Source organism: Leptospira inadai serovar Lyme str. 10 (genome assembly GCF_000243675.2).
GTDB lineage: Bacteria > Spirochaetota > Leptospiria > Leptospirales > Leptospiraceae > Leptospira_B > Leptospira_B inadai.
This window is the reverse complement of record NZ_AHMM02000025.1, coordinates 102,990-128,777: the sequence shown is the minus strand read 5'-3', so window position 1 is coordinate 128,777 and position 25,788 is coordinate 102,990. Positions and strand designations below refer to the sequence as shown.

The following is a 25,788-nucleotide window of genomic DNA, read 5'->3' as shown; positions in this document are numbered from 1 at the left end:
GATAGGATAACTGGTTTTTTCGGTTTCGGAAACTCTCCCGCCGATTTTTTCTGCGAGAGAGTTTCGATTCGGTGGAAAAAGATTCCTTACTGGATTCCTAATCCCGGCTTGGCGGCTCCCACGAGAATACTCATGTTTCCTGCAGGATGCTTATTTTCCTTCATCAACTGGTGAGCTTTCCCGGTTTCGTCAAACGTAAATGTTTGGGCGAGAACCGGATCGACTTTCTTTTCTATCACAAGCCGGTTTAGTCCGGCGGAATTTTCATCGTTCGCAAAATGGGATCCTTGCAAACGTTTTTGCCTCATCCAAAGATAGCGAAGGTCGACGGTTGCGTTAAAACCGGTGGTTCCGGCGCAAATTACCACCATTCCGCCCGTTTCGCAAACGAATACCGAAGTCGGAATGGTCGATTCGCCCGGGTGCTCGAAAACGATTTTCGGATTTTTTCCTTTGCCGGCGATATCCCAGATTGCCTTACCGAATTCGCGCGCGTTTTTAGTCCACTCTGCGAATACTTCCGGCTTATTGATTTCCGAAGTCAGGGCGCCCCAATGTTTGAAATGATTCCTGTTGATTACGCCGGCAGCGCCTAGGTTTTTACAAAAATCGATTTTATCATCCGAGGAAACGACTGCAATAGGAACTCCACCGGCGGCCTTTACGATCTGAATAGCCATGGCTCCAAGACCTCCGGCACCTCCCCAGATAAGAACGACATCACCGGGTTTTACGTCGTTCGGTTTCCAGTTGTGAAGCATTCGATAAGCGGTGGCGCCTACCAACATATAGGCGGCCGATGCTTCCCAGCTAAGATGCTTCGGTCTCGGTAAACATTGATGATCCTGAACTTTACAAAATTGCGCAAACGATCCCCAGTTCGATTCGTATCCCCAGATGATCTGAGACGGGGCGAACATCGGATCATTTCCCGACTTAATCCATGGATCGTTGCGATCCCACATACCGCAATGGACGACTACTTCGTCACCTACCTTCACATTCTTTACGTCGGATCCGATTTTATATACGATGCCCGAAGCGTCCGAGCCTCCGATATGGAATTGTTCGGGTTCCCCTTTTTTATTTCTGGCTCCGATTACATTTACCGGATATCCGAGTGCGGCCCAAACATTATTGTAGTTGATACCGGCGGCCATGACCGCGACTAAAACTTCGTCGGGACCGATTTCAGGGACTTCGATTTCTTCAGGTTGAATTGATTTTATCGGATCTCCGAACCTCTCAGGACGGATAACCTGTGCATGCATTTTTTTAGGGACGACTCCCAGCGGGGGAAGTTGGCCAATTGGTACGATTTCAGGTGCGCTCATGCGGACCAGAAAAACCGTATCGATCTGGGATACGACCAAAAAAAGATGGATTTTTTACTCTGGATCTACGAATTTCCCGGGTTTCCCGGTCGGAAACTAATTGTTCAATAAAATAAAATCGATTCTCTCTTCGATTCCTTTGACTCGGTCTTCAAAAAAGCGTTCGGAGGCAATCGAAAGTATGAGGCTGTGTAGCAGATCGACTAATAAAGATAATTTTAAGTCGGGTCGTTTGCTAGGAGGATTGCGCGTCACGGCAGCTTCTAGCAATTTTCTATACTGAGCTCCGTAATGATTCGTATATTCTAGAACAAGGTTTTCCGGGGCGGAATAAACCAAGCTGAATGGAAGACGGGTTCTTTCGGGAAACTCTCGCACGATATCGATGATTGCTTGGAAAACGGAAACCACCTCTTCCCGTAAGCCTTTTTCCTTAATGATCTGACTCCGAATTCCGTTTAAAATCATTAAGTGTGTGGCAACCAGGGCCTTCCGAAACAGGTTTTCCTTTGAATGAAAATGGTGATAAATACTCGGTTGTTCTAATCCGCATTCTCTGCTGATTTCACGCAGCGAGGTACCGTGGAAGCCCTTTCTAGCGAAAGCGATCGCCGCTCCCTCTAGAATTCGTTCCCTAGAATTTCTAAAATTTCCGTTGATGGGGTAGACTGGGCTACCATCCTTTTTCTTCACTGATGTGACCTCTTTTGCGAGGATATTTCCCGAGCATTTTATTTTTCGTACTCGCTTGCGAGCCCGCTCGGTCAAACCCGTCGTAGCTTTCGGGTTTATAGTCTAGGCTACAACGAATACCCGATTTTCGCAATTCAATAACAAATTATTAAAGCTTCCATGCGACTATCTTACGGGAAAAATAAGAGTTTTTCATCCGGAACCTCTGTTTGGTTAGAATTCTTTCTTAAAAACCTCAAAGTAGTTCCTGACCTCGGTGGTTCCCGGGGCTCGACCTTCCGTATCGGGTTGCTTCGTTCCAGGGGACTGAGGGAGATTGAGATTTTGGTCCTTTTCCTCTCGTCCGAAAGCTGCGGAAGGAGTGTATAACTCGCTTCCGAATAAAAGTTCGAAGTTGGCTACGTTAGACTCCGATTCTTCTAAACGGATTTCTATTAAGAAATGGTTTTCCCCATATCTTGCTTCCCATTCATAAATAAAGGACGTTTCCGCGAGTCCGGTATACAAGGGAGAAAGCTTTCGATCTTGGGAATCCGAAATGAAAATCTGGACCATCACCGCTTCATCGGGAATTTCGTGTGCGAGACCGATTCCGAGTTTGCGAATTACTTTTCGATCCTTGCCTTCCGGAAATTGCAGTTTAAAAATCACCGAACTTCCCTTAAAAACGGAACCAGTAAACTGAGACTTCTTGTCTAGAGTATAGCCTCGTTCTTTTAAAGTAGCTCTTACATCTTCGACTAGTTTTTTTAAAACAGGAGGTCCGCCGGTTAATGATTCCTTCGGATGTACCTGTGTCCCTGCCGGCGTCGTTTGCGCACGGGATTCCACGCTTAAAAAAAACGCGAATATCAGTAGAAAAGGAAAGATTCCGATTCGGGCCGGTTCTAATGAGAGATGATGCATACTTACGGATCAGACTAACCCCTATGCTCGTTTATTGCCAGATTTTTTCCCTCAAAAACGTAATTTCCTATTGGAATGTCTCAGGAATTCAAAGGAATGATCGATAGTTTAACAGTGCGTCATAGTTCGATGCACAACTGGATTTAAGGAGAAGACCATGAAACCTATAAGAAGTTCCTTATTTATTCCGATATTTATCATTCTTACGTCGCAAAACTGCGTCTCACAATCAAAGTACGACTCTCTGCAAGAAGCTTACGCCCGTAAATCGAAGGATTTTGAGGCAATGGAAAAGGATAAACTCGGCCTACTTCGTTCTATGGACGATATGAAACGCTTACAGGAAGAAACCCAGCATCGAGTCCTGGAATATAAGAATCTTCTTGCCAGCTTCAAGAGCATGATCGACGCGGGAAAACTGAAGATTAGAATCGTAGACGGACGAATGGTGGTTGTTTTGTCTTCCGACATTCTTTTTCCTCCGGGTTCCGCAAGCCTTTCGCCTAAAGGTACGGACGCGATTAAGGAAGTTACCGGTATTCTAGCCTCCTTGGAAGGCCGCCGCTTTCAAGTCGAAGGACACACCGACGATATTCCCACGGGAGTTAAAGGTTATTCGAACTGGGAACTCGCGTCTGCAAGAGCTCTAAATGTTTTGCACACTATGATTAAGGCGGGAATGCCCGAAGAAAGAATTAGTGCGGCTTCGATGGGTTCATCCAGGCCGGCGGTTTCGAATACCACGGCCGAGAATCGCATGGCCAATCGTAGAATAGAAATCGTGATCGTTCCGGATCTTTCCAATTTACCGGGGATCGAAGAATTGAAAAAAATGAGCGAATAAACTTACGAAGTTCGCATGCCTTAATTTTAGCGGGAGAAGAGGATCATTTTATTCCCGTCGAACAAGTATCGCAATTTCAGATAGAAGTAACCGGAGTCGAAAGAGTTGCGACTAAAATTTACGATCGCGATTCGGGAGGGCGAAACATTGTCAAACGGGAGCGACACAATTGTGGAGCGCGGATTTTTAGATTGGATGCGGGAAAAATTCGGCTCAGAGAACGATCGGTTTGGCGGAAAGTAGTCGATATTCGAATTTTGATTCGAATGGGTTTTTCAGAAAAATTCCTTTACCGATCGAATTCCCTTTCGACGTGCATTTCTAAATTATCGTTCATCCTTACGTTTTTGCGGAAGTTTCGGTCGGTTATCAATAGGAAATAAATAATTTCCTATTGGACTTTTAGAGAAAATGATAGATGGTCGTAAGGAATGACTACTAAAAAACATCTGAAACTTCCCTTATCCGTCTGAATCGATTGTGTAAACGGCGAGGGCAGTCCGTAGACCGTAAAATTCGAGGATATTCCATAATTACCGCCCGTAATGGTGGAATTCGAATTTCCTATATAAATTCCCGCTCCGGTTCCGGAAGGATTCGAGGTGAAAGAAATTGAGTCCGTCGTTCCGTTACCTGCGTAGTAGTAAAAATAATGGCCGGGGGAGGAACCGGCTACCGGCGCCCCGCCTTTGGTAATTGCCGGAGAGTTTAGGCAGGACGTTATAGGTTGCATTAACGATAAAATACGTCCGTGATCGGAGTGCTTATCGCAACCGTAAACGCAAATTCCGATCAGGATAAAAACCGTGACAATTCGCGGATAAACTTGCACGTATATAAATTATCCCAAAACCTACGCAAGTCCATGACTTTTCGATATTTCCATAGAAACTAGCTACTTCGCATAACGATTTAAACGATATGATTTAGAGAGTCCGACAAAAATCGGTTCGGAAGAAATTCGGAAGTCTAAATCCATGTTCTATCTTGAGGTTTGATCGGGCGAATAGGTCGACCCATTCAATTGTTCGTTTTCTCTCTAGTTCCGGCCTTTCCGGGGTACGAGGTTAACCGAATATTCGAATATCGGTTTATGGCCTTTTTTTTAGAAGATTTTCTTCGTCGATCAGGATTTCGTAAACTTCGCCATTTAGAATATTCTCGACCGACCTTGATTCAAGAAGATGGAACATTCTGTAAATCCAGTATCCGTGCGTGCATATCGCAATCCGGTTCCGATCTTGTGTGTGGGACAAATTCCGTAAAAACGAATGAATGCGCAAATCGACATCTTTCTTTCTTTCACCGTTAGGAAAATTCACCGTTTCCCATTTTGGCTCCAGACTTTTCCAATTCGACCAAGTGCCATCGCCGAACTTAGCGTCTATTTCGGAAATCAGCATGCCTTGCGCTTCGCCAAGGTTGACCTCTCGCAGGCGGGAATCGAAAAATAGAGGGATTATCAATTCGGAAGCCAGAGGGGCGGCGGTTTGTCGAGCACGTAGTAGATCGCTGCTGTATAAAATATCTATTTCAAAATTTATTAATTTATCAAAAATGGATTTAATTTGATCCCGGCCCTTAGCGGATATCGGCGTATTTAGTTGACCTTGAAGTCTTCCTTCGACATTCCAATCCGTTTCTGCATGCCGAAATACGTAAAGAGAAAACGAATCCTTTCGGTTCAATCGCTACCGCCCTTCTTTCGTTAAGCATTTACGATTAAACGACGTATAACTAAGAAGAATACGCAGGAGAATATCGAGGCGATAAAAACGATTCGATTGGCGCGTAAAATATGGACGGAAGACAAGGATTCTTTCTCGTCTCCTAAAAAGGGTTTTTTGCTCTCGACTCCTTGGTAATAATTTATTCCCCCTAATCTGACTCCCAATGCTCCTGCGACCGCAGCCTCAGCTAACCCTGAATTAGGACTCGGATGTTTTTTGCCATCCCGCAATAGAATTCGAAAGGATTGAACGGGATTCATGAATAAAATTGCCGAAGTCAAGGATACTATCGGGGCTGTCAGTCGCGCCGGTAGAAAATTGGCAAAGTCGTCGACTCTCGCCGGAAATGTTCCGAATTTTTCGTACAGTGGATTCTTATGACCGAATAAAGAGTCCAACGTATTTATCGATCTGTATAGAACCGCCCAAGCGGGGCCGCCGAATATTGCGAAGAATAAAGGTGCCGTCACGCCGTCGACCAAACTTTCTGCAACGCTTTCTACGCACGCTCGAACGATTTCCGATCTCGATAAATTTTGAGTATCTCTTCCTACTAGTAAAGCCACTTTTCCCCTTGCGACGGATAGGTCGTCGGACTTTAACGCGTGATAGACGGCTTTACTATGGTTTAGTAAGTCGCGAAGAGCAATGGTCGTGTATATTATGAAAATTGAAAATAAAGATTCCGCGATAGAGCTAAAACTTTCGAGTATTTTGCCGACCGTAAAAGGAATCGCGAAAGAGAATGAGCAGACGGCGCAAGAGGTAAAAACTCCTGCCCAAAACGGAGATCGAAAAAAACTTCGTGCGCGCCTTTCCGTTAATCGAGCAAATTTTCCGATCCAACGGACCGGGTGCGGCATCCTACGGGGATCGCCTAAAATTAAATCCATTAGAATCGAAGCAACGATGATCGTTTCGAGCCTCATTTTAATCCTATAAGTCCGTAAATTTCATTCATATTTACTGAATTTCGGACTCCGATTGCCAGTCTCTCCAGGCTTGATTCTAATTCGTATTTTGCGGTTACACCGCCCAAAGCATTCATTCCTTTTCGAACTCTGATTTTATCCAAAAAGGAACGACGAAATTCGTCGGCATCGAAGATTCCATGAATGTAAGTACCCCAAATCCTTCCATTTTGATTGGAATGTCCCAAAGGAACGCCGTCTTTAGAAACTACAACGGTAGGAATCGAATCTTTTAACTCGGTGTGTCCATGATGAATTTCATATCCGTAAACGACTTTGTCTGAAGGTAGGTGCCTGGCTGCGACTTGCTTGAGTATTTTCTCTTTCTCTAATGTAGTTTCGATAGGCAATAAACTCAAGCATAGAGTCGTTCCCGTAGCGGATTCGATTTTATGCGGATCATATATCTTTGCTCCTAGTATCTGGTATCCTCCGCAAATTCCGACGATTTCCGCGGCATCGTCCCGGGCCATTTTTAGGATTTTTTCCGAGAACCCTGAAGTTCTTAAATAATGCATGTCGGAGGCAACGTTTTTACTTCCGGGCAAGATTAGCACATCCGGGTTGCCTAGTTCAGCGGCGGATCTTACGATTCTCAATCGAACATCTTCCTCCAACCGTAAAGCATCTACATCCGTGTGATTGGAAATCCTTGGAGTATCGATCATGGCGATATCGATCCTATTTCTTAACGGTGATTCATCGCTTAATTTTCCCGACTTAAATTCTAAGGAATCTTCTTCCGGCAGACCTAATCCTTCGAAATGAGGTATTACTCCAAGGACGGATTTATTAGTGTACGTTTTAAGGTACTGAATTCCGGGATTCAATAGTTCCGGAATGCCTCGAAATCTGTTTATTAGAAATCCTGAAACTAATTTTCTTTCCCACTCGGCCATCGTTTCCAATGAACCCACCAAAGCTCCGAAGATTCCTCCGTGATCTATGTTTCCGACCAATAGAACCTTTGCTTCCGCGTATTGAGCCATCCTCATGTTTACGATATCGTTCGCTTTTAGGTTCACTTCGGAAACGCTTCCCGCACCTTCCAACACGATTACCTCATATTCTTCGGATAGAGAATCATAAGATTTCATCACCTGCTCGAAGGCTTTCGGTTTAAATTTCGTATAGTCGCGAAAATCCATTGCCTCTATCGGTTTGCCGTTCAGAATAACCTGAGAATCCTTTTCGCTCGAGGGCTTTAGCAGTATGGGGTTCATTCTTACGTCCGCGGGAATTCCTGCCGCCTGGGCTTGCAAAGCCTGCGCTCTTCCTATCTCGAATCCATCGGCGGTTACGAACGAATTCAATGCCATGTTTTGGGATTTAAAAGGCGCAACGCGAATTCCATCCTGTCGAAAGATTCTACAAAATGCGGCCGTTAATAAACTTTTCCCGACATTCGATGCGGTCCCTTGCATCATCAAGGCCGGTTTTTTCCGGGAAAGCGTTATGGAACCGGAAGGGATTTTGAAAATCTCCCGAAGCGCGCTGATCAAGGACCGATTATCTTCCGCATTCCGAACGGCAATTCTAAAAAATCCGGTTCCTAATCCCGGAATATTTTCACAATCTCGAATTGATAATTTATACTTTTCTAATAATTCTTTTTTTAAACCTGAAACGGTAATTTCGGTCGAGGATAATTCGACGAGAATGAAATTCGTTTCGCTCGGAAACGCGGTTAGTTGCGGAATCGAGTTTAATTGTTCGAAAAACGGTTTTTTCCATAGTTGGATCGATTTTCTAGATAATTCGAAAAATTCCGGATCCTCGGTCGCTTTTTCTATAACCGCCGCGGCTAATCGATTGACCGACCAAGGGGGAAGTAAATCGGATAATTTTTCGCAAATGTCGGAATCCGCAATGCAGACTCCGGCTCTCAAACCCGGAATAGATAATATTTTTGTTAAAGACCAGACGATCGCCATATTGTCGGGCCGGTTCTTTCTTAATGAAGCGGGGTTGGGGCAGAAGTCCAAAAAAGATTCGTCCATTATCCAGAACGTATTTTTATAACGTTTTGCTAAATTTTCAATCTCTATGTGATTCAGGACTCTACCGGTAGGATTATTCGGATGTCCTAATATGATTAGTTTCTTTTTATCGGAATCCCGTTTGAGAATCCTTTCCAGTCGATCATATTCCAAATCGAAGTTTATCTCTTTTCGTAATTCAAAATATTCGTATGGAATCGAGTTTTTTTGCAGGACTCGTTCGTAATCTCCGTAACTAGGGACCGGAAGAATTGCCAGATCATATCGGATGATTCGAGGTAAGAAGTATAGAAGCTCTGAGGCTCCGTTTCCGAGAACGAGTTCGCTGGCGGGAATTCCCCATCGCGTTTCGAGGGATTTTTTGACGGCCTCGTATCGAATATCCGGATAATATGCGAGATTGCTGATCTGCGAATTAACTAAGGGGCGAAGCCATTCCGGAAATCCAAGCGGATTTAAGTTAGCCGAAAAATCTAGGATTTCTTCGCGACCACAATCGAGTTCCTTAGAGAGAGCATCGATGTTACCTCCGTGAGCTTGCACCTTAGATTCGTTCATTTTTTATGCCTTCCTCCGTTTTCAATCGAATCGGGATACCACTTATCAATAAGTACACCTCGTCCGCTTCCTTGGCGACAATCTGGTTACACAGTCCCAATAAATCCCTATAAATTCTGATAAGTGAGGATTCCGGAACCACGCCCAATCCGATTTCATTCGTTACGAAAATCACTTTGCCGGGAGAGCAGGAACGAGCCGCGTCTAGAAAATTTGTGACGAACTTCCGTACCAAGGACTCGTCGAGTAACTTGCCTTCGTTCTGGAATTTATATAATTGATTATTGATCCAAAGACTTAGGCAATCCACAACCAGGATTTTTTCTTCATTCGACGATAAATTGCGGAATACATTATGCAATTCCAACGGTTCCTCGATCGTTTCCCAGTTGCCACCTTTTCGTTCTTCCTGATGTTTTCGGATTCGTTGATCCATCTCATCGTCGATTTTCGGACAGGTTGCGACGAAAATTTTCCGTCCGTCGAATGCATTTCCTTTTTCCAATGCGAATCGGCTTTTTCCGCTCCTGCAACCGCCCGTAACGAGGCTTATACCGGCCATTTGTCCTCCGAATATCTTCCGCATCTGTTCAAACCGGTTAGGGAAGCGGTTCCGTTTCTATAAATCTCCAAAGTGGAAATAGAACCGCTGAATATTCGAAACTTTGTATATTCCACCGGAGCCAGTCCTAATAAGATGCATATAAGAACGGACAAAACTCCTCCGTGCGATATTAGAACGATATCGGATCCGGAGGATAATTCGTTTAAAACCAGATCTTTCACTTGAGAGATTCTTTTCAGAAAAGAGGAGATTTGCTCTCCCGCGGGAAATTCAAGGGCCGGATCGAACTCCGAGAAACGGCGGAAATCATCGGGAAATAGACGATGTATCTCTCCGAAAGATCGGCTTTTCCATATTCCAAAATTAAGTTCTTCTAATTCTCTTAATAACGTTGCGGAATTTTTTTCGCTAAGTCCCATATTTTGCCACGTATCCGTACAGCTTATTGATGGACTTACGAAGAAAACGGTTTCTTTTTCGCTTAAGTATCGTGAAAGTTTAACGCCTAACCTTTTTGCCTCTAATTTTCCTTCCGGAGAAAGAGATATGTCGTCGTTTCCGGGAAAGCAGCGTTTATTGTTATCGATAGTCCGAGGATGACGTATTAGAAAAAGTGAACGTTTCATTTTTTGTCCAGGCTCGTTTTTGTCGGTTTCCATTTCCGAATTCCGGCTTGCACCGCTTGGTGCACCGAACTTCCGATTAGGTAACCGATGTCCGTATGTTTTCCCGCGTAAGTATGACAATCATCCGACTCGGGAGATACGATTCCGATGCAATCGGTTCCGGTCCCGGTTGCCGTTTGAAATCCGGAAAGACTCGGGATATTCTCTTCTAGAATCGCGAGGGTTCTCGCTTCCGTAGCTATCGAGATCGCCTCGATTGATGCGGGAAGATTTAAGGAGACGGAAGTTTGAACAAGCAAATTGACTGTACCGTAATTTTGATGGAAGAGGGGCAGTTCTCCGACTCGCACCGCATTTCCTAAACCGACGGTCGCGATGCAACGGACCCACAAATCTTCATTTCCGCAAATTCTTTCCGTATAATCGAACAGGGAGGCGCTGGTTAAAAAGCCGAGGCTATTTATATCGCGTCCGGTTTCGGTAAGCCGAGTTTGATAGTACTCGGCAGGATTCACTCCCGGAGGTAAATCATTGTTGGATACTCGAAGCCAAGTCGCGTGTCTAATCCTAGTCCAGCCTCCGCCTAGGACGGTCCAACTCAGCGCTAAATGCATTGCTTGCAGGTCTATATCCAGCCAGATCCCGTCGGTTCGAGTTATAGATTGTTCAAGTCCTGGAGTTTTCAAGAAGATATTCTCGCGCAGGCAGCCACGAAATTTTCGGGAATACTAGGATTGGATGCCCAGTGGGCATGTACATAAGATCCTAATACGTTTCGATCCGAATACCCTTCCGAAGAAGTCGTTTCGCCCTTTCTTTTTCGAATTCTATAAAGTAATTTTACGTTTTTATGTTGTTTGATCTCTAAGTTCGAATACCGGAATTGATGCCCTCGGAATCTAGTGCCGACGGGTCCTAGGAAGGATGTTTCTTCGATACTCACTTCCGTGTAACCTAATGCCTGCAATTTTTCATGCATCTTTACTTTGGCCGGAATTAATCCTACCATCGAAAATGAAGTTCCGTTTAAGGTCTCTATTTCTTCCGATAAATACATGAGTCCTCCGCATTCCGCATATATCGGGAGGCCATTCATTCCGAATTCATAAATTTCTTTTAGAAGAGATTTGTTGGACGATAAGGCATCGGCGAATAGTTCCGGATAACCTCCCCCAATATAGAGACCGTCTATTTTCGGCAATTTAGAATCGGAAATAGGTGAAAATGGAATTAATTCGCCTCCGGCCATTTCCAATTTTCGTAAGTTATCTTCATAATAGAAATGAAATGCGTTATCCTTTGCGAGTCCGATCCTGCATTTATATGAATTCTTGGGTCGATCGATTTTTGATTCGGAAGAGATAGGGTTGTATCGCTTTTCCGACGCGATTTTCCAGATTCGATCCAGATCGAACCAAGTTCCGCATACGTCTCCCCAATAAGCCAGCTTATCATCGTCAATACCCGCTTCGTGAGCGCTCCTGAGTCCCAAGTGTCTTTCCGGAAACGAATGCTCGTGAGATTTCGGGAACCCTCCGACTAACGGGAGGAATGGGCCTAATGCCGATCTTAAAATTTCGCGATGGTTTTCGGTGCCGACAAAATTGGCGATAACCCCGCTTACGTCCAGATCCGTATCAAAATTCTTTAATCCTAGAGCCAGCGGAGCGATCGTTCGAGCCATTCCTCTTGCGTCCAATACGATCAGTACGGGTGCCTCTAACCATTTGGCTATTTCGGCGCTCGAGCCTGCGTCTCCCGTGGGCGAAGCTCCGTCAAAGAGTCCCATAACGCCTTCGATTATCGCTATATCGCTTCCTGCGCTCGCCCTTTGGAAAGTTTGCATTACGGCCTCTCTTCCCATCAACCATCCGTCTAAGTTTTGACAAGTTACTCCTGCGACTAACGTATGATATGTCGGATCCAGATAATCGGGACCGCATTTGAACGTTGAAACTTTGAGACCTCGTCTTCTGAATGCTTGAGAAAGTGCAAGCACGGTAGTGGTTTTACCTACACCGCTACCGGTACCTGCAATTAGGATTCTAGGAATGCTCGGTGATTTGTTCAATTGTCCTCTTAGAAATCGATTCCAGCCTGGGCTTTTATTCCTATCTGAAACGGATGCTTTACTGCTTCGATCTTACTTACAAGGTCCGCCTGTTCCAGTAGGAGTTCCGGACAATTTCTTCCGGTTAAAACGACATGAACATGAAGAGGTCGAGTTTTAAGAACGTCGGAGGCTTCTTTGACGTCGATCCAGCCGAAATGAAATGCATAGGTGATTTCGTCCAAAACAACCAGTGCATGCTCTCCGCCTAAAATCATCTTTTTGGATAATTCCCAAGCTGCGAGTGCGGCTTTTTTATCCTTATCTAAGTCTTCGCTGTCCCAGGTGAATCCGAGACCCATAACATGAAAATCTAATCCAGGAATCGTTTTGGCGAATTTTCTTTCTCCTGTTTCCCATTTTCCTTTGATGAATTGCACGATTCCGCATCGCATGCCGCGTCCTAAAGCGCGGAATATCATTCCTAAAGCGGCAGTGGTTTTGCCTTTTCCTTCCCCGGTATTAACGATCATTAATCCGCGACGTTCTTTAGATGTAAGTTCCATGTTTAACCGGGTAGAGGCGAATCGATCGAAACCGATTTTTGCAGGTTCGTTTTCTTCCTAAATTTATGGGAAAAATCGGGAGAATATAATCGGGAATCCGCGAAGTCGTGGCAGTTCAAAACTCGTCCGACAAATATGATTGCCGTAGCATTGATCTTTTCCGCTTTAGCCTTTTCTGAAATATCAGACAATGTTCCCAGGACGATTTTTTGTTCCGGCCAGGAGGCTTTTTGAACTATGGCAACCGGGCAATCCTCTCCGTAGTAAGGTATCAGCTGCTCCGCGATTTTTCTTAGAAGAAGCGCGCTTAAGAAAAAGACGAGCGTTGCGCCCGACTGCGCTAAAACTTCCAATTTTTCTTTCGGAGGCATAGGTGTGCGCCCTTCAGCCCGAGTGATAATGACCGTTTGAGATACTTCGGGGAGAGTAAGTTCCTTACCTAAGGCTGCTGCGGCCGCCGTGAATGAAGAGACACCGGGAATGATTTCATAAGGAATTCCTAATTCATCCATTCTTCGCATCTGTTCGGCCGTCGATCCGAAAATGGCCGGATCCCCGGTGTGAACTCGGGCAACATCCTGATCTTTGTCAAACGCTTCCTTCAAAACGTGAATGATCTCGTCCAACGTCATGCCTGAAGAATCGATTATCTTTGCATCCGGGTTCGCCATGGCGATTACTCTCTCCGGAACCAAGGAGCCCGTGTAGAGTACGATCGGACTCGTTTCGATTCGCTTAGCTCCTTTGACAGTTATTAGTTCCGGATCTCCCGGTCCTGCGCCGATGATGAATACTTTCATAATAATTTTCTCATGAACATTTTAATACTTCGTCTCTAACGATTGTCCAGATGGGTTTCGGTAGCGACGATAGCCAACTCAGATCCCAATATTCCGACCGATTCCAAATGACTTTATCGCTGGAATCCTGTAGCAGTGCGGTAATTCTTTCACTAATGGACGAATTACGATGTACCGCGAATCTATCGTAAAGGTCATCCGGAGTCGTTTTGGAGGGGACTATGAATTGGAAAGAGTTTGTTTGCGCCAGCTTCGAATCCGTTACGGTAAGCTTGGTCCAACGCATATGCTCCTCCGTATGGGAAAAGCCGAAATCCTCGAATCGGCAAGGTCGCTTTAGCTTTCCTATTAAGTAATATTCTCCTTTCAATTCGTATAAAAGAGCACCGGCTAGTCTTCCTATCCTGCCGAAATCCTTGATTTCCTCGTTCGGTATTAGAGTTTTTGCCGGTGACGATTTAGCCGATTGAACGAATTTTAAAGCATTTAGCGCGGACGCGACCGAGGAATCTTGTTCGGAATGCTCGACACTCTTTTCTTCGATCATCGATTCTTCCGGCTCCAATACGGAAGTACTTGCCCGAACGAACGCATTTGGTATTTTAGTAATATTTAAAGTTTTTTTGCCGTCCAGTGCGTTTGATTTTTCCGATAAATCTCCTTCCGTCTTCAGGGAAAATCCTTTCCTCTGACCGTTTTGAACTTCGCCGTTCTCTAAAGAATATTTATTCGAGTAGCCCCTGGGAGTAATGAAAAATCCCTCGTAGACAAAGCTATTGGACGATCCGATGATTACCGTAGTATTCATGCCGATTTCGAAATCTAAAAAATGATCCAAATCGGATAACACGACGCTTTGCTGTTTCCGATAAGCACTCTTGATAAGCGCAACAGGAGTGTTACCCGGCCTGTATTGACCTATAATGCGGGTTGCTTCCAGGATCTGTCTTTGCCTGCGTCCCGAAGCCGGATTGTATAGAGAAATAACGAAGTCTCCTTTCGCTGCGGAGTCGATTCGCTTTTCGATGATTGGCCAAGGAGTGAGGAGATCCGAAAGAGAAATTCGGCAGGAATCATGTACCAAAGGAGCTCCCACAAGAGACGCGCACGAGTTATCCGCACTGATTCCTGGAAAGATTCGCACTTCGGGAGGATCCTCCCGCTTCCATCCGATTTTTCGTAAAACTTCGAACACTAAGCCTGCCATTCCATACACACCCGCATCACCGGACGAAATGAGAGCGACTATCTTACCGTTCGCTGCGGACTCGACGGCGGCTTGAGCTCGTCCTATCTCTTCGGTCATTCCGGTTCTTGTAACTTGTTTGCCCGTTAAAAGATGACGAACCAAACCGATATAGGTCGAGTAGCCGATGACATATTCCGCTTCATGAATCGCTTCGAGTGCGGCGGGCGTGATATGCTCATCCTTTCCGGGACCGATTCCGACTAAATTCAGCTTTCCCCGTTTCATGAACGAATCGCCTCCTTCGCAATCAAAACTTCTTCTCTAGGTAAAAAAGGAATTCTAGCGATAGCCACGGTAAGATTTTTACTCTCCGGCGTTCTCTTGTATTTTCTTTTGGGGACTATCAGGAAATCCGTACCTGCACCTAGTAATGCGGCTGCTTCGGAAACCGATCGGGTTTCTACATGCTTCATTGCCATAGCGGACGGTGAAACGATTCCAGTAACCCGATCCAGCTCGGACGCCGGGAATGTGAGAAATTCCCATTGGAACGCTTGAGCCAATTCAAGAAAGGCCCGTTCGTCATGCTTTCGATCAATACTCGCGATTGCGCGAACGCTTTCCAAACTTAAATTATTTTCGTCTAACGTCGTCATAATCCCGGATCTCACGTCCTCGAAAGAAATATCACGATCGCATCCCAGCCCTAAAATCAGGCTCTTGGGTCTATATATTACGGAATTATTATAATGCTTAGGATGAGTTTGTTTTATATTCGATCGATCCGTGGCTATTAATAATATCTCGTATTTCTCCGGATCGGCGGCCTCCAAAGAAGTCGAATATTCGACGCCGGGAGGAAGCGGTTTATCTTTGGGCCACCAATCCGATTCTCCGCATTCCTGCACGAATAATACCTTGGTTTCGTTCACTACAGCCGCGCAGGCTCGGGTAACGTTTCTATCTTGATCCTCTAAAACCCAACCTAAGTCTCTTCCTAAAATATCGACGGTTAGGGTTCCGGCCACGTCCGAGGCTGTCGTGATAACGGGAGTATTTTCTAAGGCTTTCGAAACGATTTGAGTAAAAACATTGCCTCTGCCTACATGCCCTGAAAGAACACAGATCGAGAATAAACCCTTATCATCCACGCATATGACTGCCGGATCTACTTTCTTATTTTGTAATAAAGGTGCGATCATTCTAACGACTGCCCCGACACTTATGATGAAAATATGGCAGTCGTATTGAGTGAACGTTTCCCGCAATGTCGAATCCATCGGTAGGGATAAGCTTAACGAATCGGCGGGAGCCTGATCCGAAAGTTTTTTCGAAACGAAGAGGTCCGCGGTTCCGAGAGATTTCCGAAGTCGTTCCCCGATGACAATCCCGTGTTTTGTAATCGCATAAATGGCGTACGGCTTTCTAATCGGATTCATGCGACTCTCCTCGGAGAACGCCTTTACGTTTGCGGATAGAAATTAAAACCATAGAAAAGTAATCGCAGTTTTCGTTCTGAATCGATTCTAAATCTTTTACGATTTTCTGTTTATCCGTAGTTCCGTAAGAAACATAGGTCGCGTTTTCCAAAAGCCCTAGCAATTTTAAAATTCTCACTAATTCAGGAATGACTTGGCCAACCTTGGTTAGAACGATCGAATCGAAGTCTTCCACAAGTCTGGGTAAATCCTCCAAACCGTAAGTTGCCGGCAGGACACAAAAACGCTCTCGCCCGTCGGCTAACGGAATTTGTAAAGCGGCAGGAATTGCAGTAACTGAAGTGACAGCCGGAACGATTTCTATTTCGATTCCCGGCCATCGATCGGGCGCCTCTTCCCTAAGATAATTCCAAGAGCTGTATACCGAAGGGTCTCCTTGGGTAACGAATGCGACATTTTTTCCGCTCATTAGCCTCGCTCCGATTTCGTTGAAAGCCTTATCCCAGGCAGGCACTAACACCTTGGGATCTTTACTCATCGGAAAGTGTAGAAAGATTTTTTCCTGTTCGGAATTTTCCTTAACAAGCGGTGAACAAACTCTCCATGCAAAAGAGGGTAGGTGCTCGCTGCTTTTGGGAATCGCGAGTACTTCAGCCTCGTTCAGGACATTGATCGCCCTTAGCGTGATTAAGTCGGTCGCGCCCGGACCTACCCCGACTCCGAATAATTTACCTAGCGTTTTAGTTTCGTTCATTATGATTCCGTGCTTCGTTTAATAGTTTTAAAAATATGGATCGGGTTTAAGGCTTCGTAGCGAAGGTAAGTCGCTAATTTTTGTCCTCTGGAAACGTTTAGTAGAATGACCTCCATTTCCAACCCGAGATTCTTGAAAGCCTGGTATGCCTCCGATACGTTGTCTAGGGTAACCGCATTTACTACGAGTCTCCCGCCTTCCTTCAATCTTTGATAGGATACCTTTATGATTTCTTCCAAACTTCCTTTGGAGCCGCCTACGAAAACGCAATCCGGAGACGGCAGGTCTGCGAGGGCTTCCGGTGCTCTACCTTCAATTATAAAAACGTTATCTGCCTTATGAGAAAGTTTATTCTCTTGGCAAATTGCGATTCCTTCCGGATCGATTTCGATGGCATAGGCACGTCCTTCCGAAGCCAGAAAAGCCGCTTCGATCGAAACGGAACCCGAGCCTGCGCCGATATCCCAGACGACGGAATCGATTCGAATTTCCATCGCGGCAAGCGATAGAATTCTCACTTCCTTTTTGGTGATTAAACCCTTCTTGGGGATTCTCTTCGCATATTCGTCCTCATCTCGATAAGGAATAACCGAAGGATGTTTCCACTCCGCGTTTTCTCTAATGAGAATAAGCACATTTAGATCGGAAATATCGGAAGCCGTACTCAGTTCCGATATCGTAAATTTTCGAACCGATTCGTTTCTTCCCCCTAGATTTTCGCAGACATACGCTATCCATTCCGTCTCTTCGAATTGAATCATATTTCGCGCAATGGAGGAAGGGGAGTTGGAACCGTCGGTGAAACAGGCTACTTTATTATGAAATTTTAATTTATTTATAAATCCGAATTTGTCGCGACCGTGCAGAGAGATAACCTTAGCGTCGTCCCAATTGATTCCGACTTTCGCGAATGCACGTTGCATGGAACTTGGTGCAGGAATAAATTCCACATGCTCTGCTCCGATTTTTTTCCGTACTAAATTGCCGATTCCGTAAAAAAGAGGATCACCCGAAGCGAGTATACAGATCGTATTTTCTCCCGAAAGTTCGGCGATATGATCGATTGCCGCAGTAATGTTTTCTTTTAATGTGATTTTGTGCCCGTCAAATTCGGGAAAGAAATCCAGATGTCTCTCCCCACCCGCCAGTACGTTTGCTCTAGCTACCGCCCCCATCGCTTGACTGGATAGGCCGACACATCCGTCGTCTCCGATTCCGACTACAACGACGGCTTTCATACAGGACTTCCTTTAGCGGATAATAATAAAAGCGCATGCAGGATCGCTACCGCAATCGTGCTGCCGCCTTTTCTGCCGCGAGTTATTATATAGGGAATCGAACCTTGCAAAGCCATTACCGATTCCTTGGATTCGCTTGCGGATACGAAGCCGACGGGAACTCCGATGATTAAGGAAGGTTTGGCCTCATTGCTTTCGATCAAACGGACGATCTCTAAGAGAGCGGTAGGTGCGTTTCCGATGGCTAGAATACTTCCATCCAAGAGCCCGAGTTCCGACGCTTTTCGAATCGATTCGATCGCTCTTGTGGAATTTTTTTCTTTCGCTTTTTGAATTACGTCCGCATCGGAAATGAAACTATGAGTTTTACAACCGTAGGCATCGAGCCTCTCCCGATTCAGACCGGCTAAGATCATCTGCACGTCGCAAATAATCGAACAGCCTCGCTTTAACGCTGCGATGCCCGATGAGGCCGCCTCCGGATGGATTTTCGTAAGATCTTTGAATTCAAAGTCGGCCGTTGCATGAATGATTCTACGGACGATTTCCCAATCGGCGGGAGGGTAAGAATGCATTCCCGCCTCCTCGTCGATGATTTGAAACGATCGATCTTCTATATTTCTTCCGAGAGATGTCATTTGTCGCATATCGTTCATGGTCTTGATAATCATTCCTTTAGGTATATTCTCATTTTACAATATACTCGCCGAGAGGAGCTCCATCAAAATCGACGAGATAACAGGATATTTTTAGATTCGTACCGGCGTGCTTCGTGCAATTCTCGGAAACTCTTCTGCAAATCGTTGAAAGTATTCCGGTATGACCCGTTTCTTTCCAAAGCTCTAACACATGCCTAGCGGTATTTGCCGCTTCCGTTTCGATACAAACGTTTTCGGGAACTCCTTCCGCTCGGGCGATCTCGGCTAGAAGTTTCGTATTAACGGAAGATCCGCCTCGATGAGTCATCATGACTCCGTCCGCCATTTTTGAAAGCTTGCCGATCATTCCGACGACTATGACCTGGACCATGGATTCTTTGACTGCGCTTTTGATTCCGGTTCCGATAAAATCTCCGACTTGTATAAACGAAGACTCGTTCAGTTCCTGAAGTAGGTCCATGGCGAATTTTTCGGACTTACCACCGGTAGTCAGAACGACGGTGTCGGATCCCAATTCTTTCGCGACCGATATCGCTTGTATAACGCTTGCTTTGTATGCCGCTGTGGAATAAGGTTTAACGATTCCGGTCGTTCCTAAGATGGAAATTCCTCCGATCAAGCCCAGTCGTTCGTTCATGGTTTTCTTTGCCATTTCCTGACCGCCGGGAACGCTGATCGTTACTTCTGCGCCCGAGAAAGAGGTGCCGATCAATTCCTCCAATATCATTTCCGTAATATTCTTTCTTGGCACGGGATTGATCGCGGGAGATCCCACTTCGAGACCCAAGCCGGCTTTCGTAACCGTCGCCACTCCCTCGCCGCCTTTTAAGACAATTTCGTTCGAATGTGTTAAACGAACTTCTGCTGTCATTTCGGCCCCGTGCGTGCAATCCGGATCGTCGCCTGCGTCTTTGATGATGCTACAGATCGCCATATCCTCTTTCAATTCGCATCGCTTTAAAGGGAAGGTGACTTTTCGTTTGTTGGGAAGAGTCGTTTCGATTTCCAGAATGGGGGCTCTCCGGACCAAAGCTCTCGTCGCCGCTTTTGCGGCAGCGGCGGAACAGGCGCCGGTCGTAAATCCCTCTCTTAGCTCTTTCCCCGCCATTCATTTGCAGCCCGTCGTTCAAGCGCCGAGACGAATTCCATTTTCATTAAGTGGTTCGGACCTAAAAAAGGATTCCATTCCGATGAATTCGGAATCCGCTCCGGTTTCTTCCAGGAATACTTTAATTTCATCTAATATTATTCCGTTTCCGCTCAGGAAGAAATTGGAAAACGAATTTCGATCTCTCAAGATCCAGCGAATGAAAGAAAGTGCCGAGCTGGATCGCCAACTTTCTCCGCTAGGTCGAACCGGAATAAATTCGACGTTCGCATTCTTAGATAGAATTTCACGACGAACCCACTCGACTAAATTCTGTTCTTCAGTGGACGATAATAACCAGACTAGTTTGGAAAAATTAACCCGGTCTCGGAATTTTGGACAAGCTAGTAGGGATAAGGACGAGGTGATCCCGCTATCGGTGGCAATGAGCAAGGCAGGACCTTGCTTAGGCCATTTCGCATTTCCTACAAACTTCCCCCAAGGGCCGGAGAATTCCAGATCTGTTCCGATTGCTATATTTCGCAGATGAGCGGTGACATTTCCCGAATCGACTCTTCGAATCAGAAGTTGAAATGTGGACTGTTCCGCATCGTTAGAGAGGATCGTGTACGCTCGTTTTAGCTGTTTTCCGTCTGCGGTCATTTTCCCGGAATTTATGATTATGTATTGGCCCCCCACAAAGTTTAAAGATTCGGTTGCCGAATGTTTAAACATATACAAATCATAATGTTTGTCGATTGCCTGTCTATCGATAAGAGTGGTCGTTTTTGGAACGGAAGCCATAAGCCGCCCTTAGCCCGGATAGATCTCGTGGACGAAATCGTGTATTTCTTCCAAGTCGTTGAATAGAGTATTCAAATTTTGGAATGTATTTTTCAATTCTAGTTCCACTTTTTTGGTCAGAATCAAGAGGGAACGATAATACGAAAGTTTCGGGTCGCCGGGGGGTAATACGGAAATCTTTTGTTCCAATTCGGTTAGGCTACTCTCGTAAAATTGGAGAAGAGACGTTAAATTACCGGCATGGGAAAGGCTTTGAATCGGCCCGGGTTGCGAGAGCAGATTTTGACCGATTTCATTCACTTCATGAATTCGAGTGACTTCGTCTTCGATTCCCAATATATTCATCATTCCGAGTCGTAGAGCCGCGATTTCATGACACGCCATTTATATTTCTCCTATTGCATTATCGAATCGACTAATCTTGAGACGATCCGATCGTTTAACAAATGATCTCTAACTATTTCCGGGGCGTCCGTTTCACCGACACCCTGATACCATATTCCGTCCGGATAGACCACTAAAGACGGACCTTCTCCGCAACGACCGAGGCAGGAAGCCCGAGTGACGCGAAAATCCTTTTGCTTACCCGTTTTCTTTATCTCCGATCGCAGCTTAGCGATTAAAGCAACACTTCCTCGGGTCGAACAATCTATATTATCACAAACTAATATATGCTTTTGGATATTTCTGTGCGGAAACTCATGCGGAGCCGCCTGGGAATGAGTCTCCATATGTCTGACGCTCCATAGCAAGGCTTTCAAACCTCCGACTTTGCTCGTCAATCCGGGAAGCTGCTCTCTGTATTCGCAGGTCGCGCAGGGAAGAACTCCGTTTCCGGAAATAGCTTCCTTGATCCTGTCGTTTAGAACTTTGAAAATGGACGGATCCGATCCGAAATGTGGAGCTAGAGTCGATTTGATCCAGGGAAACTTGTCGGTAAAAAGTTCCAGCTTTTCCTCGATCGATCCGATCAATCTACCGCCGAAGAGAAAGTAAGGAAGGATCAGTAATTCTTCCGGTCTTAGCTTTGCGGCGACTTCCAAGCTATCCGATAAAAGAGGTTTCGTAATACCGACGAAAGAAGGTATTACGAAACTATATTCATTACTTTCTTCGAATAAACGAACTAGCTTATAGAACTCGGAATTCGCGTCCGCATCGGAGGAACCTCGACTAACTATGATTACTCCTCTTTTTTTGGGAATTCCCTCTTTCCTATTTATAATAAAGGAAGCGCGAGTATGTAGGAGTTCCAGCATCGTCGGATGCACTCCTATGCAATTGGTAGGTATTAGTTTTACGGTTGGAAATTCTCTTCCGACTTCGTCGAGAATTAGAGGGATATCGTTTTTGGTATGCCCTGCAGAGAATAAAAATAGGGGAAGTATCAGAATGGTGGAATTTGTTCGCGCGAATTCTCTTAGCTCCGTCTTAAATTCCGGTTTAGCAAGTTCGATGTATGCATGCCGAATTTCCAAATCAGGTCTATGAAGCGAGTATTCTTCGACAAAACGCTCGAATTCTCGGTTTGATCGCGGTTCACGACTTCCGTGTCCTACGATTAAAAGCCCAAGCTTATCCGAACGCGAAGAAATCATTGTATAACGATTTCCTCATTTCGTATTCGGTAGGTGTCGATCGTTTTGTCTTTGGCCGATCGCAGAAAAATTTGTATCGTTAAACTTAACCAAAAAATAAAGTTTATCGTTAAACTGTAATATATAAAACGGGAACGTAATTCCATCGGCACGGGAGAACTTATCGTCTCAGGGCTGGTTCCGCTCAAAAGCGGAAGGAGTGCTATTAAAATTCCTAATAAAGATCCGAAGATCTTAACGATTCTTCCGGACTCCCCGGAAGATAGTACGAGATAAACTAAAACTCCTACGACGGAGCAAGCTACGGATTGAATCCATAGATACTGGCGCGAAGTAAAGCTGTCCTCACTCCCTATTACTCCGGGAAGTTCGGGCGGATTAAAGAAAGATGGGATTCCATGGAATACTAAGAAACAGATTAGTCCCGTTGGAATTGCAGAACGGATCGGCGACTCGAAAAAGTTTCGAGTAAGGAACCCGAAAGAGAAGCCCATTCCTAAAAATACGGATACTATACTTCCGAAGGCCCCACCAAGAAGGGTACAGCCTATAACGGTCGGGACTAACTGTCGTTTTAGATTTTCCGGTAAATCGAATCGCCCTTCGTCATGGCTCCGAGAATGTAAGGTTTCCTGAATATGATGATGGTTTCCTTTTTCTTCATAGACTTCCGCTTCCCAAATTAAAGGACTCGTAAAAAAAAGGAAAAGCAACCCCCATAGGGATCCTGCAAGAAGTCCCGACTTACATCCTTTTTTGCAAAAGGAAAGCAAAAGTTCCCATCTAGTTAATGACATGGAAATCCGGCGCTATGGCGAAGATCATGAAACGTATCATGAACTGCCGGCATCGGTTCTAATCCGATCAAGTACACTAAAAAAACGGAAAATGTTATTATTCCTAAGAGGAATAAAGGGCGAAGAAACGATGAAACCCTTCGAGTTTGATTTCTTCCTAGGGAAATTGCCGGCATAGAATTCTCCTTAGATTACGTATAATCGATGTTATGTGCAAAGCTAAGGCGAGAAAAATTCTACATCCTACTTTGCTATGTTGTAATGTGCTTATCGCGGGAATCGGCTTTAATTCCGAAGCGGATTCCTCACTCAGGGTTTTAATAGGGCGTCTTCTGACTCGAGTTCATCCTACTTAGAGCGCCTTCCCAGGTTTTCCCAGTGGCTTACTGCTCCTTTCGTCCCTCTTACAGCGGCGGGTACCGTGACGGAATCTCACCGTCTTCCGCAAGTGCGAAACACTTGCGTTCCTATAGAAACTGTCTGTGTCGCCAGCCTATACCGAACTTCGAGATTTTGTATAGAATTTTTTTAGGTATCTTCTTAAAAAAAGCGAACCACGGCTTCGAGATCGATAAATTGCTGGGAAGATCCGGCCTTACTATTCTTGATTCAGTGAAGCGATACGAAGAGAGAACGATTATGGTTCTAGGTCTTCGCGGGAATTTCACCCGTCTTTCTCGCTGAAAGTCTAGGCGTATCGGAACAAATGGCAGGGTCCGATACGCGAACAAAATCAAGTGTAAATGTATGCCCAGTAAATTAAAACCAATTGTAACGGTAGCCTAAGGATAAGTAGGGGGGCAGGCGGATCTCGTTTTGTTCTTGATTGATAATGGTATACGTTTGCAGGAAATACGGCGATAAGCAAAAGAATAATTCCCCAAGCGGCAAAGGATCTTGTCTGAGGAAAGAATAATCCCAATCCCAATAGAATTTCCGCGATGCCGCTGAACCGAATTATAAATTTGTGATAAGGGATCCATGGGGGCATGATTCTCAAGTAAAACTTGGGAATCACGAAATGGAGAATGCCGCCCATCGTATAGAGCGTCGCCATGATCCAAAGGCTAATCGTTTTAGCGTCAATGTTTTCCATGAAAAAACATAGTACACTTTCTACGGGTTGTTAGTCTGCCTTTTTTCCCGATTTCTTTGCCGAAAGCGTTTTTGTCGAGGATGCGATGTTCTGTGGGAAATTTTGGAGAGAGGTAGGTATTTTTCTCGTTTAGAGACGGAAAGGTTTCGTTCGGGTTTGTATCCGGGAAACTTCAGCATAGGCTTCTAACTCCTTGCCGTGGAATGCCCGTCATTATGGGAATTAAAAAGAAAGTACAAGCAAAAAAAGAATTTTTAATATTATTCCGAGGAAATTCCGATTACGCGCGGCCGATCGCAACTTTCAATTTTGCACTTTTTCTGGACTTCGATTTCTTGGGCTTCGCTTTTCCGAATTCCGCATAAACCGATTCAAGAGTATCGGCAACATCTTCCCAACTGCATGATTCGGCGGCTTTGCGTGCTCGAACTCCTATTTTTTTTGCCAGACTTCGATTCTCTGCAAGAATACAGGCATGCTCCGCAAATTCATCTTCTTTATCGAATGCAGGTAGCAGCGCCGACTTTCCGTGAGAAAGGTATTCTCTTGCCGCAGCATAATCGTATGCAACGATCGGTAGGCCCGATGCCATTGCTTCCATCACCACATTTCCGAAAGTCTCGGTTAAGCTGGGAAATAGAAATAAATCGCCGCTAGCATAATGCCGAGCTAGGTCCTCTCCCTTCCTCATTCCCGAAAAAAAGAAATCAGGATTTTCAGCTTTTAGCTTATCCCGCGATGGACCGTCTCCCACTAATATCAATTTAGCCTTAGGTTCTTTCGTTTGAAGCTTGCGGAAGGATTTTACCAATAGATCTAAATTCTTCTCCGGAGCCAATCTGCCTACATATAGGACCGCCAAATCCGATTGAGAGAGACCCCATTCTTTCCGCAATTTGGAATCTTTTCGGGCAGGATGGAATAGAGCGGTATCGATTCCTCGAGCGACCACCTTTACGTTGTTATAGCCCGAAGCGGTGAGTTGCGCCACGATCTGAGCCGTCGGTGCAAGCGTAGCATGAGTCAAGTTATGTAGACTGCGCAAGTAGGAATGAACGAGTTTGCCGATAAAGCCGACTTTATAATATCTCGCATACGAATGGAAATTGGTTCTGAAATCGCTGACAACCGGCAACTTTAAATGCCTCGCCGCCCTCACGGCGGATAACCCTAACGGACCCTCGGTTACGACGTGGACTAGATCGGGTTTCTCATATTGCATTAATCTTCTAAGAAGTCTTTTTTCCGGAAAGCCGAACCTAAGGCCTTCGTAAAACGGAATTTTTGCCCCTCTTACGAGAACTTCTCGATAGTTACCGTTTGCCGTCGCCATATCGTCGAAACTTTGACGGGGGCGTACTAAAATGATTTCGTGTCCCCGTTGCAATAAGTCGCTTAACATTCGATGTAAGGTTTTGGAAACTCCGTTGATTTCGGGCGGAAAAGTTTCCGTAACGACTAATATCCGCAAAGGATGTCTATTT

The 25,788-nt window shown here is 45.2% G+C and carries 27 protein-coding genes and 1 riboswitch; of the genes, 1 reads left to right on the top strand and 26 read right to left on the bottom strand.

Annotation, left to right across the window (positions count from 1 at the left end):
• Positions 1-86: 86 nt before the first annotated feature.
• From ccrA to LEP1GSC047_RS16395, 3 genes are all read right to left on the bottom strand, one after another.
• Positions 87-1,334, bottom strand: coding sequence for a crotonyl-CoA carboxylase/reductase (ccrA, locus tag LEP1GSC047_RS16405; RefSeq protein ID WP_010417276.1), 1,248 nt, complete (start codon positions 1,332-1,334; stop codon positions 87-89).
• Between the two features lie 96 nt (positions 1,335-1,430).
• Positions 1,431-2,027 carry a TetR/AcrR family transcriptional regulator gene (locus LEP1GSC047_RS16400; protein WP_039935664.1) on the bottom strand — a complete coding sequence of 199 codons (597 nt, stop codon included), beginning with the start codon at positions 2,025-2,027 and terminating at the stop codon, positions 1,431-1,433.
• 213 nt (positions 2,028-2,240) lie between these two features.
• The gene (locus tag LEP1GSC047_RS16395; RefSeq protein ID WP_010417279.1) at positions 2,241-2,933 is read right to left on the bottom strand and encodes a hypothetical protein; all 693 of its coding nucleotides are present in this window, start codon (positions 2,931-2,933) and stop codon (positions 2,241-2,243) included.
• A gap of 157 nt (positions 2,934-3,090) precedes the next feature.
• Here LEP1GSC047_RS16395 and LEP1GSC047_RS16390 point away from each other — a divergent pair, with 157 nt between their 5' ends.
• Complete coding sequence (locus tag LEP1GSC047_RS16390) at positions 3,091-3,777, top strand: OmpA/MotB family protein (protein WP_010417282.1); 687 nt, start codon at positions 3,091-3,093, stop codon at positions 3,775-3,777.
• Positions 3,778-4,168: 391 nt separating this feature from the next.
• Here LEP1GSC047_RS16390 and LEP1GSC047_RS16380 read toward each other — a convergent pair whose 3' ends face one another.
• From LEP1GSC047_RS16380 to LEP1GSC047_RS16270, 23 genes are all read right to left on the bottom strand, one after another.
• Positions 4,169-4,609 (bottom strand): hypothetical protein, encoded by a 441-nt coding sequence (locus tag LEP1GSC047_RS16380; RefSeq protein ID WP_010417285.1) that lies wholly within the window; start codon positions 4,607-4,609, stop codon positions 4,169-4,171.
• 259 nt (positions 4,610-4,868) lie between these two features.
• Positions 4,869-5,465: a histidine phosphatase family protein gene (locus LEP1GSC047_RS16375; RefSeq protein ID WP_010417286.1), complete on the bottom strand. Its 597-nt coding sequence runs from the start codon at positions 5,463-5,465 to the stop codon at positions 4,869-4,871.
• 20 nt (positions 5,466-5,485) lie between these two features.
• Positions 5,486-6,436 carry an adenosylcobinamide-phosphate synthase CbiB gene (gene cbiB, locus LEP1GSC047_RS16370; RefSeq protein WP_010417289.1) on the bottom strand — a complete coding sequence of 317 codons (951 nt, stop codon included), beginning with the start codon at positions 6,434-6,436 and terminating at the stop codon, positions 5,486-5,488.
• The gene (locus LEP1GSC047_RS16365) at positions 6,433-9,036 is read right to left on the bottom strand and encodes a cobyric acid synthase (RefSeq protein WP_010417291.1); all 2,604 of its coding nucleotides are present in this window, start codon (positions 9,034-9,036) and stop codon (positions 6,433-6,435) included. The genes cbiB and LEP1GSC047_RS16365 overlap by 4 nt, the downstream gene beginning before the upstream one ends.
• On the bottom strand, positions 9,023-9,598 hold the full coding sequence (gene cobU / locus LEP1GSC047_RS16360) for a bifunctional adenosylcobinamide kinase/adenosylcobinamide-phosphate guanylyltransferase (protein WP_010417293.1): 576 nt from the start codon (positions 9,596-9,598) through the stop codon (positions 9,023-9,025). The genes LEP1GSC047_RS16365 and cobU overlap by 14 nt, the downstream gene beginning before the upstream one ends.
• Positions 9,586-10,227, bottom strand: coding sequence for a histidine phosphatase family protein (locus LEP1GSC047_RS16355; RefSeq protein WP_039935409.1), 642 nt, complete (start codon positions 10,225-10,227; stop codon positions 9,586-9,588). Before LEP1GSC047_RS16355 ends, cobU begins: the two co-directional genes overlap by 13 nt.
• Complete coding sequence (locus LEP1GSC047_RS16350; protein ID WP_010417297.1) at positions 10,224-10,913, bottom strand: adenosylcobinamide amidohydrolase; 690 nt, start codon at positions 10,911-10,913, stop codon at positions 10,224-10,226. Before LEP1GSC047_RS16350 ends, LEP1GSC047_RS16355 begins: the two co-directional genes overlap by 4 nt.
• Positions 10,910-12,298, bottom strand: a complete 1,389-nt coding sequence (locus LEP1GSC047_RS16345) for a cobyrinic acid a,c-diamide synthase CobB (RefSeq protein ID WP_020988970.1) — start codon at positions 12,296-12,298, stop codon at positions 10,910-10,912. The genes LEP1GSC047_RS16350 and LEP1GSC047_RS16345 overlap by 4 nt, the downstream gene beginning before the upstream one ends.
• Positions 12,299-12,306: 8 nt before the next feature.
• On the bottom strand, positions 12,307-12,843 hold the full coding sequence (cobO, locus tag LEP1GSC047_RS16340) for a cob(I)yrinic acid a,c-diamide adenosyltransferase (protein WP_010417301.1): 537 nt from the start codon (positions 12,841-12,843) through the stop codon (positions 12,307-12,309).
• Positions 12,844-12,845: 2 nt separating this feature from the next.
• Positions 12,846-13,643, bottom strand: a complete 798-nt coding sequence (gene cobM / locus LEP1GSC047_RS16335) for a precorrin-4 C(11)-methyltransferase (RefSeq protein ID WP_010417303.1) — start codon at positions 13,641-13,643, stop codon at positions 12,846-12,848.
• A 10-nt stretch (positions 13,644-13,653) separates the two neighbouring features.
• The gene (gene cobJ, locus LEP1GSC047_RS16330) at positions 13,654-15,117 is read right to left on the bottom strand and encodes a precorrin-3B C(17)-methyltransferase (RefSeq protein WP_010417305.1); all 1,464 of its coding nucleotides are present in this window, start codon (positions 15,115-15,117) and stop codon (positions 13,654-13,656) included.
• Entirely contained in the window at positions 15,114-16,271 is a 1,158-nt protein-coding gene (locus LEP1GSC047_RS16325; RefSeq protein WP_010417306.1) for a cobalt-precorrin 5A hydrolase, read from the bottom strand. Before LEP1GSC047_RS16325 ends, cobJ begins: the two co-directional genes overlap by 4 nt.
• Positions 16,258-17,025 carry a precorrin-2 C(20)-methyltransferase gene (gene cobI, locus LEP1GSC047_RS16320; RefSeq protein WP_010417309.1) on the bottom strand — a complete coding sequence of 256 codons (768 nt, stop codon included), beginning with the start codon at positions 17,023-17,025 and terminating at the stop codon, positions 16,258-16,260. The genes LEP1GSC047_RS16325 and cobI overlap by 14 nt, the downstream gene beginning before the upstream one ends.
• Complete coding sequence (locus LEP1GSC047_RS16315) at positions 17,025-18,263, bottom strand: bifunctional cobalt-precorrin-7 (C(5))-methyltransferase/cobalt-precorrin-6B (C(15))-methyltransferase (RefSeq protein WP_010417311.1); 1,239 nt, start codon at positions 18,261-18,263, stop codon at positions 17,025-17,027. The genes cobI and LEP1GSC047_RS16315 overlap by 1 nt, the downstream gene beginning before the upstream one ends.
• Positions 18,260-18,919, bottom strand: a complete 660-nt coding sequence (locus tag LEP1GSC047_RS16310; RefSeq protein ID WP_010417313.1) for a precorrin-8X methylmutase — start codon at positions 18,917-18,919, stop codon at positions 18,260-18,262. Before LEP1GSC047_RS16310 ends, LEP1GSC047_RS16315 begins: the two co-directional genes overlap by 4 nt.
• 31 nt (positions 18,920-18,950) lie before the next feature.
• The gene (locus LEP1GSC047_RS16305; protein ID WP_010417315.1) at positions 18,951-20,030 is read right to left on the bottom strand and encodes a cobalt-precorrin-5B (C(1))-methyltransferase; all 1,080 of its coding nucleotides are present in this window, start codon (positions 20,028-20,030) and stop codon (positions 18,951-18,953) included.
• A gap of 18 nt (positions 20,031-20,048) precedes the next feature.
• Positions 20,049-20,813, bottom strand: coding sequence for an FAD-dependent oxidoreductase (locus LEP1GSC047_RS16300; protein WP_010417317.1), 765 nt, complete (start codon positions 20,811-20,813; stop codon positions 20,049-20,051).
• Between the two features lie 9 nt (positions 20,814-20,822).
• Positions 20,823-21,197: a DUF3209 family protein gene (locus tag LEP1GSC047_RS16295; RefSeq protein ID WP_010417319.1), complete on the bottom strand. Its 375-nt coding sequence runs from the start codon at positions 21,195-21,197 to the stop codon at positions 20,823-20,825.
• Positions 21,198-21,208: 11 nt separating this feature from the next.
• The gene (locus tag LEP1GSC047_RS16290) at positions 21,209-22,411 is read right to left on the bottom strand and encodes a CbiX/SirB N-terminal domain-containing protein (RefSeq protein ID WP_010417321.1); all 1,203 of its coding nucleotides are present in this window, start codon (positions 22,409-22,411) and stop codon (positions 21,209-21,211) included.
• Positions 22,408-23,208: a CbtA family protein gene (locus LEP1GSC047_RS16285; RefSeq protein ID WP_010417324.1), complete on the bottom strand. Its 801-nt coding sequence runs from the start codon at positions 23,206-23,208 to the stop codon at positions 22,408-22,410. Before LEP1GSC047_RS16285 ends, LEP1GSC047_RS16290 begins: the two co-directional genes overlap by 4 nt.
• On the bottom strand, positions 23,199-23,384 hold the full coding sequence (locus tag LEP1GSC047_RS16280) for a CbtB domain-containing protein (RefSeq protein ID WP_010417326.1): 186 nt from the start codon (positions 23,382-23,384) through the stop codon (positions 23,199-23,201). The genes LEP1GSC047_RS16285 and LEP1GSC047_RS16280 overlap by 10 nt, the downstream gene beginning before the upstream one ends.
• Positions 23,385-23,513: 129 nt before the next feature.
• Positions 23,514-23,695, bottom strand: a riboswitch (cobalamin riboswitch).
• 246 nt (positions 23,696-23,941) lie between these two features.
• Positions 23,942-24,304 (bottom strand): DoxX family protein, encoded by a 363-nt coding sequence (locus LEP1GSC047_RS16275; RefSeq protein ID WP_010417328.1) that lies wholly within the window; start codon positions 24,302-24,304, stop codon positions 23,942-23,944.
• Positions 24,305-24,584: 280 nt separating this feature from the next.
• Positions 24,585-25,775, bottom strand: coding sequence for a glycosyltransferase family 4 protein (locus LEP1GSC047_RS16270; RefSeq protein WP_475067189.1), 1,191 nt, complete (start codon positions 25,773-25,775; stop codon positions 24,585-24,587).
• Positions 25,776-25,788 lie beyond the last annotated feature (13 nt).

Coding starts and splice junctions, on each gene's coding strand:
- LEP1GSC047_RS16295 (WP_010417319.1), bottom strand. CDS start 21,197: ATGGCGTGTCATGAAATCGCGGCTCTACGACTCGGAATGATGAATATA.
- cbiB (WP_010417289.1), bottom strand. CDS start 6,436: ATGAGGCTCGAAACGATCATCGTTGCTTCGATTCTAATGGATTTAATT.
- cobU (WP_010417293.1), bottom strand. CDS start 9,598: ATGGCCGGTATAAGCCTCGTTACGGGCGGTTGCAGGAGCGGAAAAAGC.
- LEP1GSC047_RS16300 (WP_010417317.1), bottom strand. CDS start 20,813: ATGGCTTCCGTTCCAAAAACGACCACTCTTATCGATAGACAGGCAATC.
- LEP1GSC047_RS16285 (WP_010417324.1), bottom strand. CDS start 23,208: ATGTCATTAACTAGATGGGAACTTTTGCTTTCCTTTTGCAAAAAAGGA.
- cobI (WP_010417309.1), bottom strand. CDS start 17,025: ATGAACGAAACTAAAACGCTAGGTAAATTATTCGGAGTCGGGGTAGGT.
- cobJ (WP_010417305.1), bottom strand. CDS start 15,117: ATGAAACGGGGAAAGCTGAATTTAGTCGGAATCGGTCCCGGAAAGGAT.
- LEP1GSC047_RS16290 (WP_010417321.1), bottom strand. CDS start 22,411: ATGATTTCTTCGCGTTCGGATAAGCTTGGGCTTTTAATCGTAGGACAC.
- ccrA (WP_010417276.1), bottom strand. CDS start 1,334: ATGAGCGCACCTGAAATCGTACCAATTGGCCAACTTCCCCCGCTGGGA.
- LEP1GSC047_RS16275 (WP_010417328.1), bottom strand. CDS start 24,304: ATGGAAAACATTGACGCTAAAACGATTAGCCTTTGGATCATGGCGACG.
- LEP1GSC047_RS16365 (WP_010417291.1), bottom strand. CDS start 9,036: ATGAACGAATCTAAGGTGCAAGCTCACGGAGGTAACATCGATGCTCTC.
- LEP1GSC047_RS16280 (WP_010417326.1), bottom strand. CDS start 23,384: ATGCCGGCAATTTCCCTAGGAAGAAATCAAACTCGAAGGGTTTCATCG.
- cobM (WP_010417303.1), bottom strand. CDS start 13,643: ATGAAAGTATTCATCATCGGCGCAGGACCGGGAGATCCGGAACTAATA.
- LEP1GSC047_RS16395 (WP_010417279.1), bottom strand. CDS start 2,933: ATGCATCATCTCTCATTAGAACCGGCCCGAATCGGAATCTTTCCTTTT.
- LEP1GSC047_RS16305 (WP_010417315.1), bottom strand. CDS start 20,030: ATGGCGGGGAAAGAGCTAAGAGAGGGATTTACGACCGGCGCCTGTTCC.
- cobO (WP_010417301.1), bottom strand. CDS start 12,843: ATGGAACTTACATCTAAAGAACGTCGCGGATTAATGATCGTTAATACC.
- LEP1GSC047_RS16390 (WP_010417282.1), top strand. CDS start 3,091: ATGAAACCTATAAGAAGTTCCTTATTTATTCCGATATTTATCATTCTT.
- LEP1GSC047_RS16310 (WP_010417313.1), bottom strand. CDS start 18,919: ATGAACGATATGCGACAAATGACATCTCTCGGAAGAAATATAGAAGAT.
- LEP1GSC047_RS16325 (WP_010417306.1), bottom strand. CDS start 16,271: ATGAATCCGATTAGAAAGCCGTACGCCATTTATGCGATTACAAAACAC.
- LEP1GSC047_RS16355 (WP_039935409.1), bottom strand. CDS start 10,227: ATGAAACGTTCACTTTTTCTAATACGTCATCCTCGGACTATCGATAAC.
- LEP1GSC047_RS16315 (WP_010417311.1), bottom strand. CDS start 18,263: ATGAAAGCCGTCGTTGTAGTCGGAATCGGAGACGACGGATGTGTCGGC.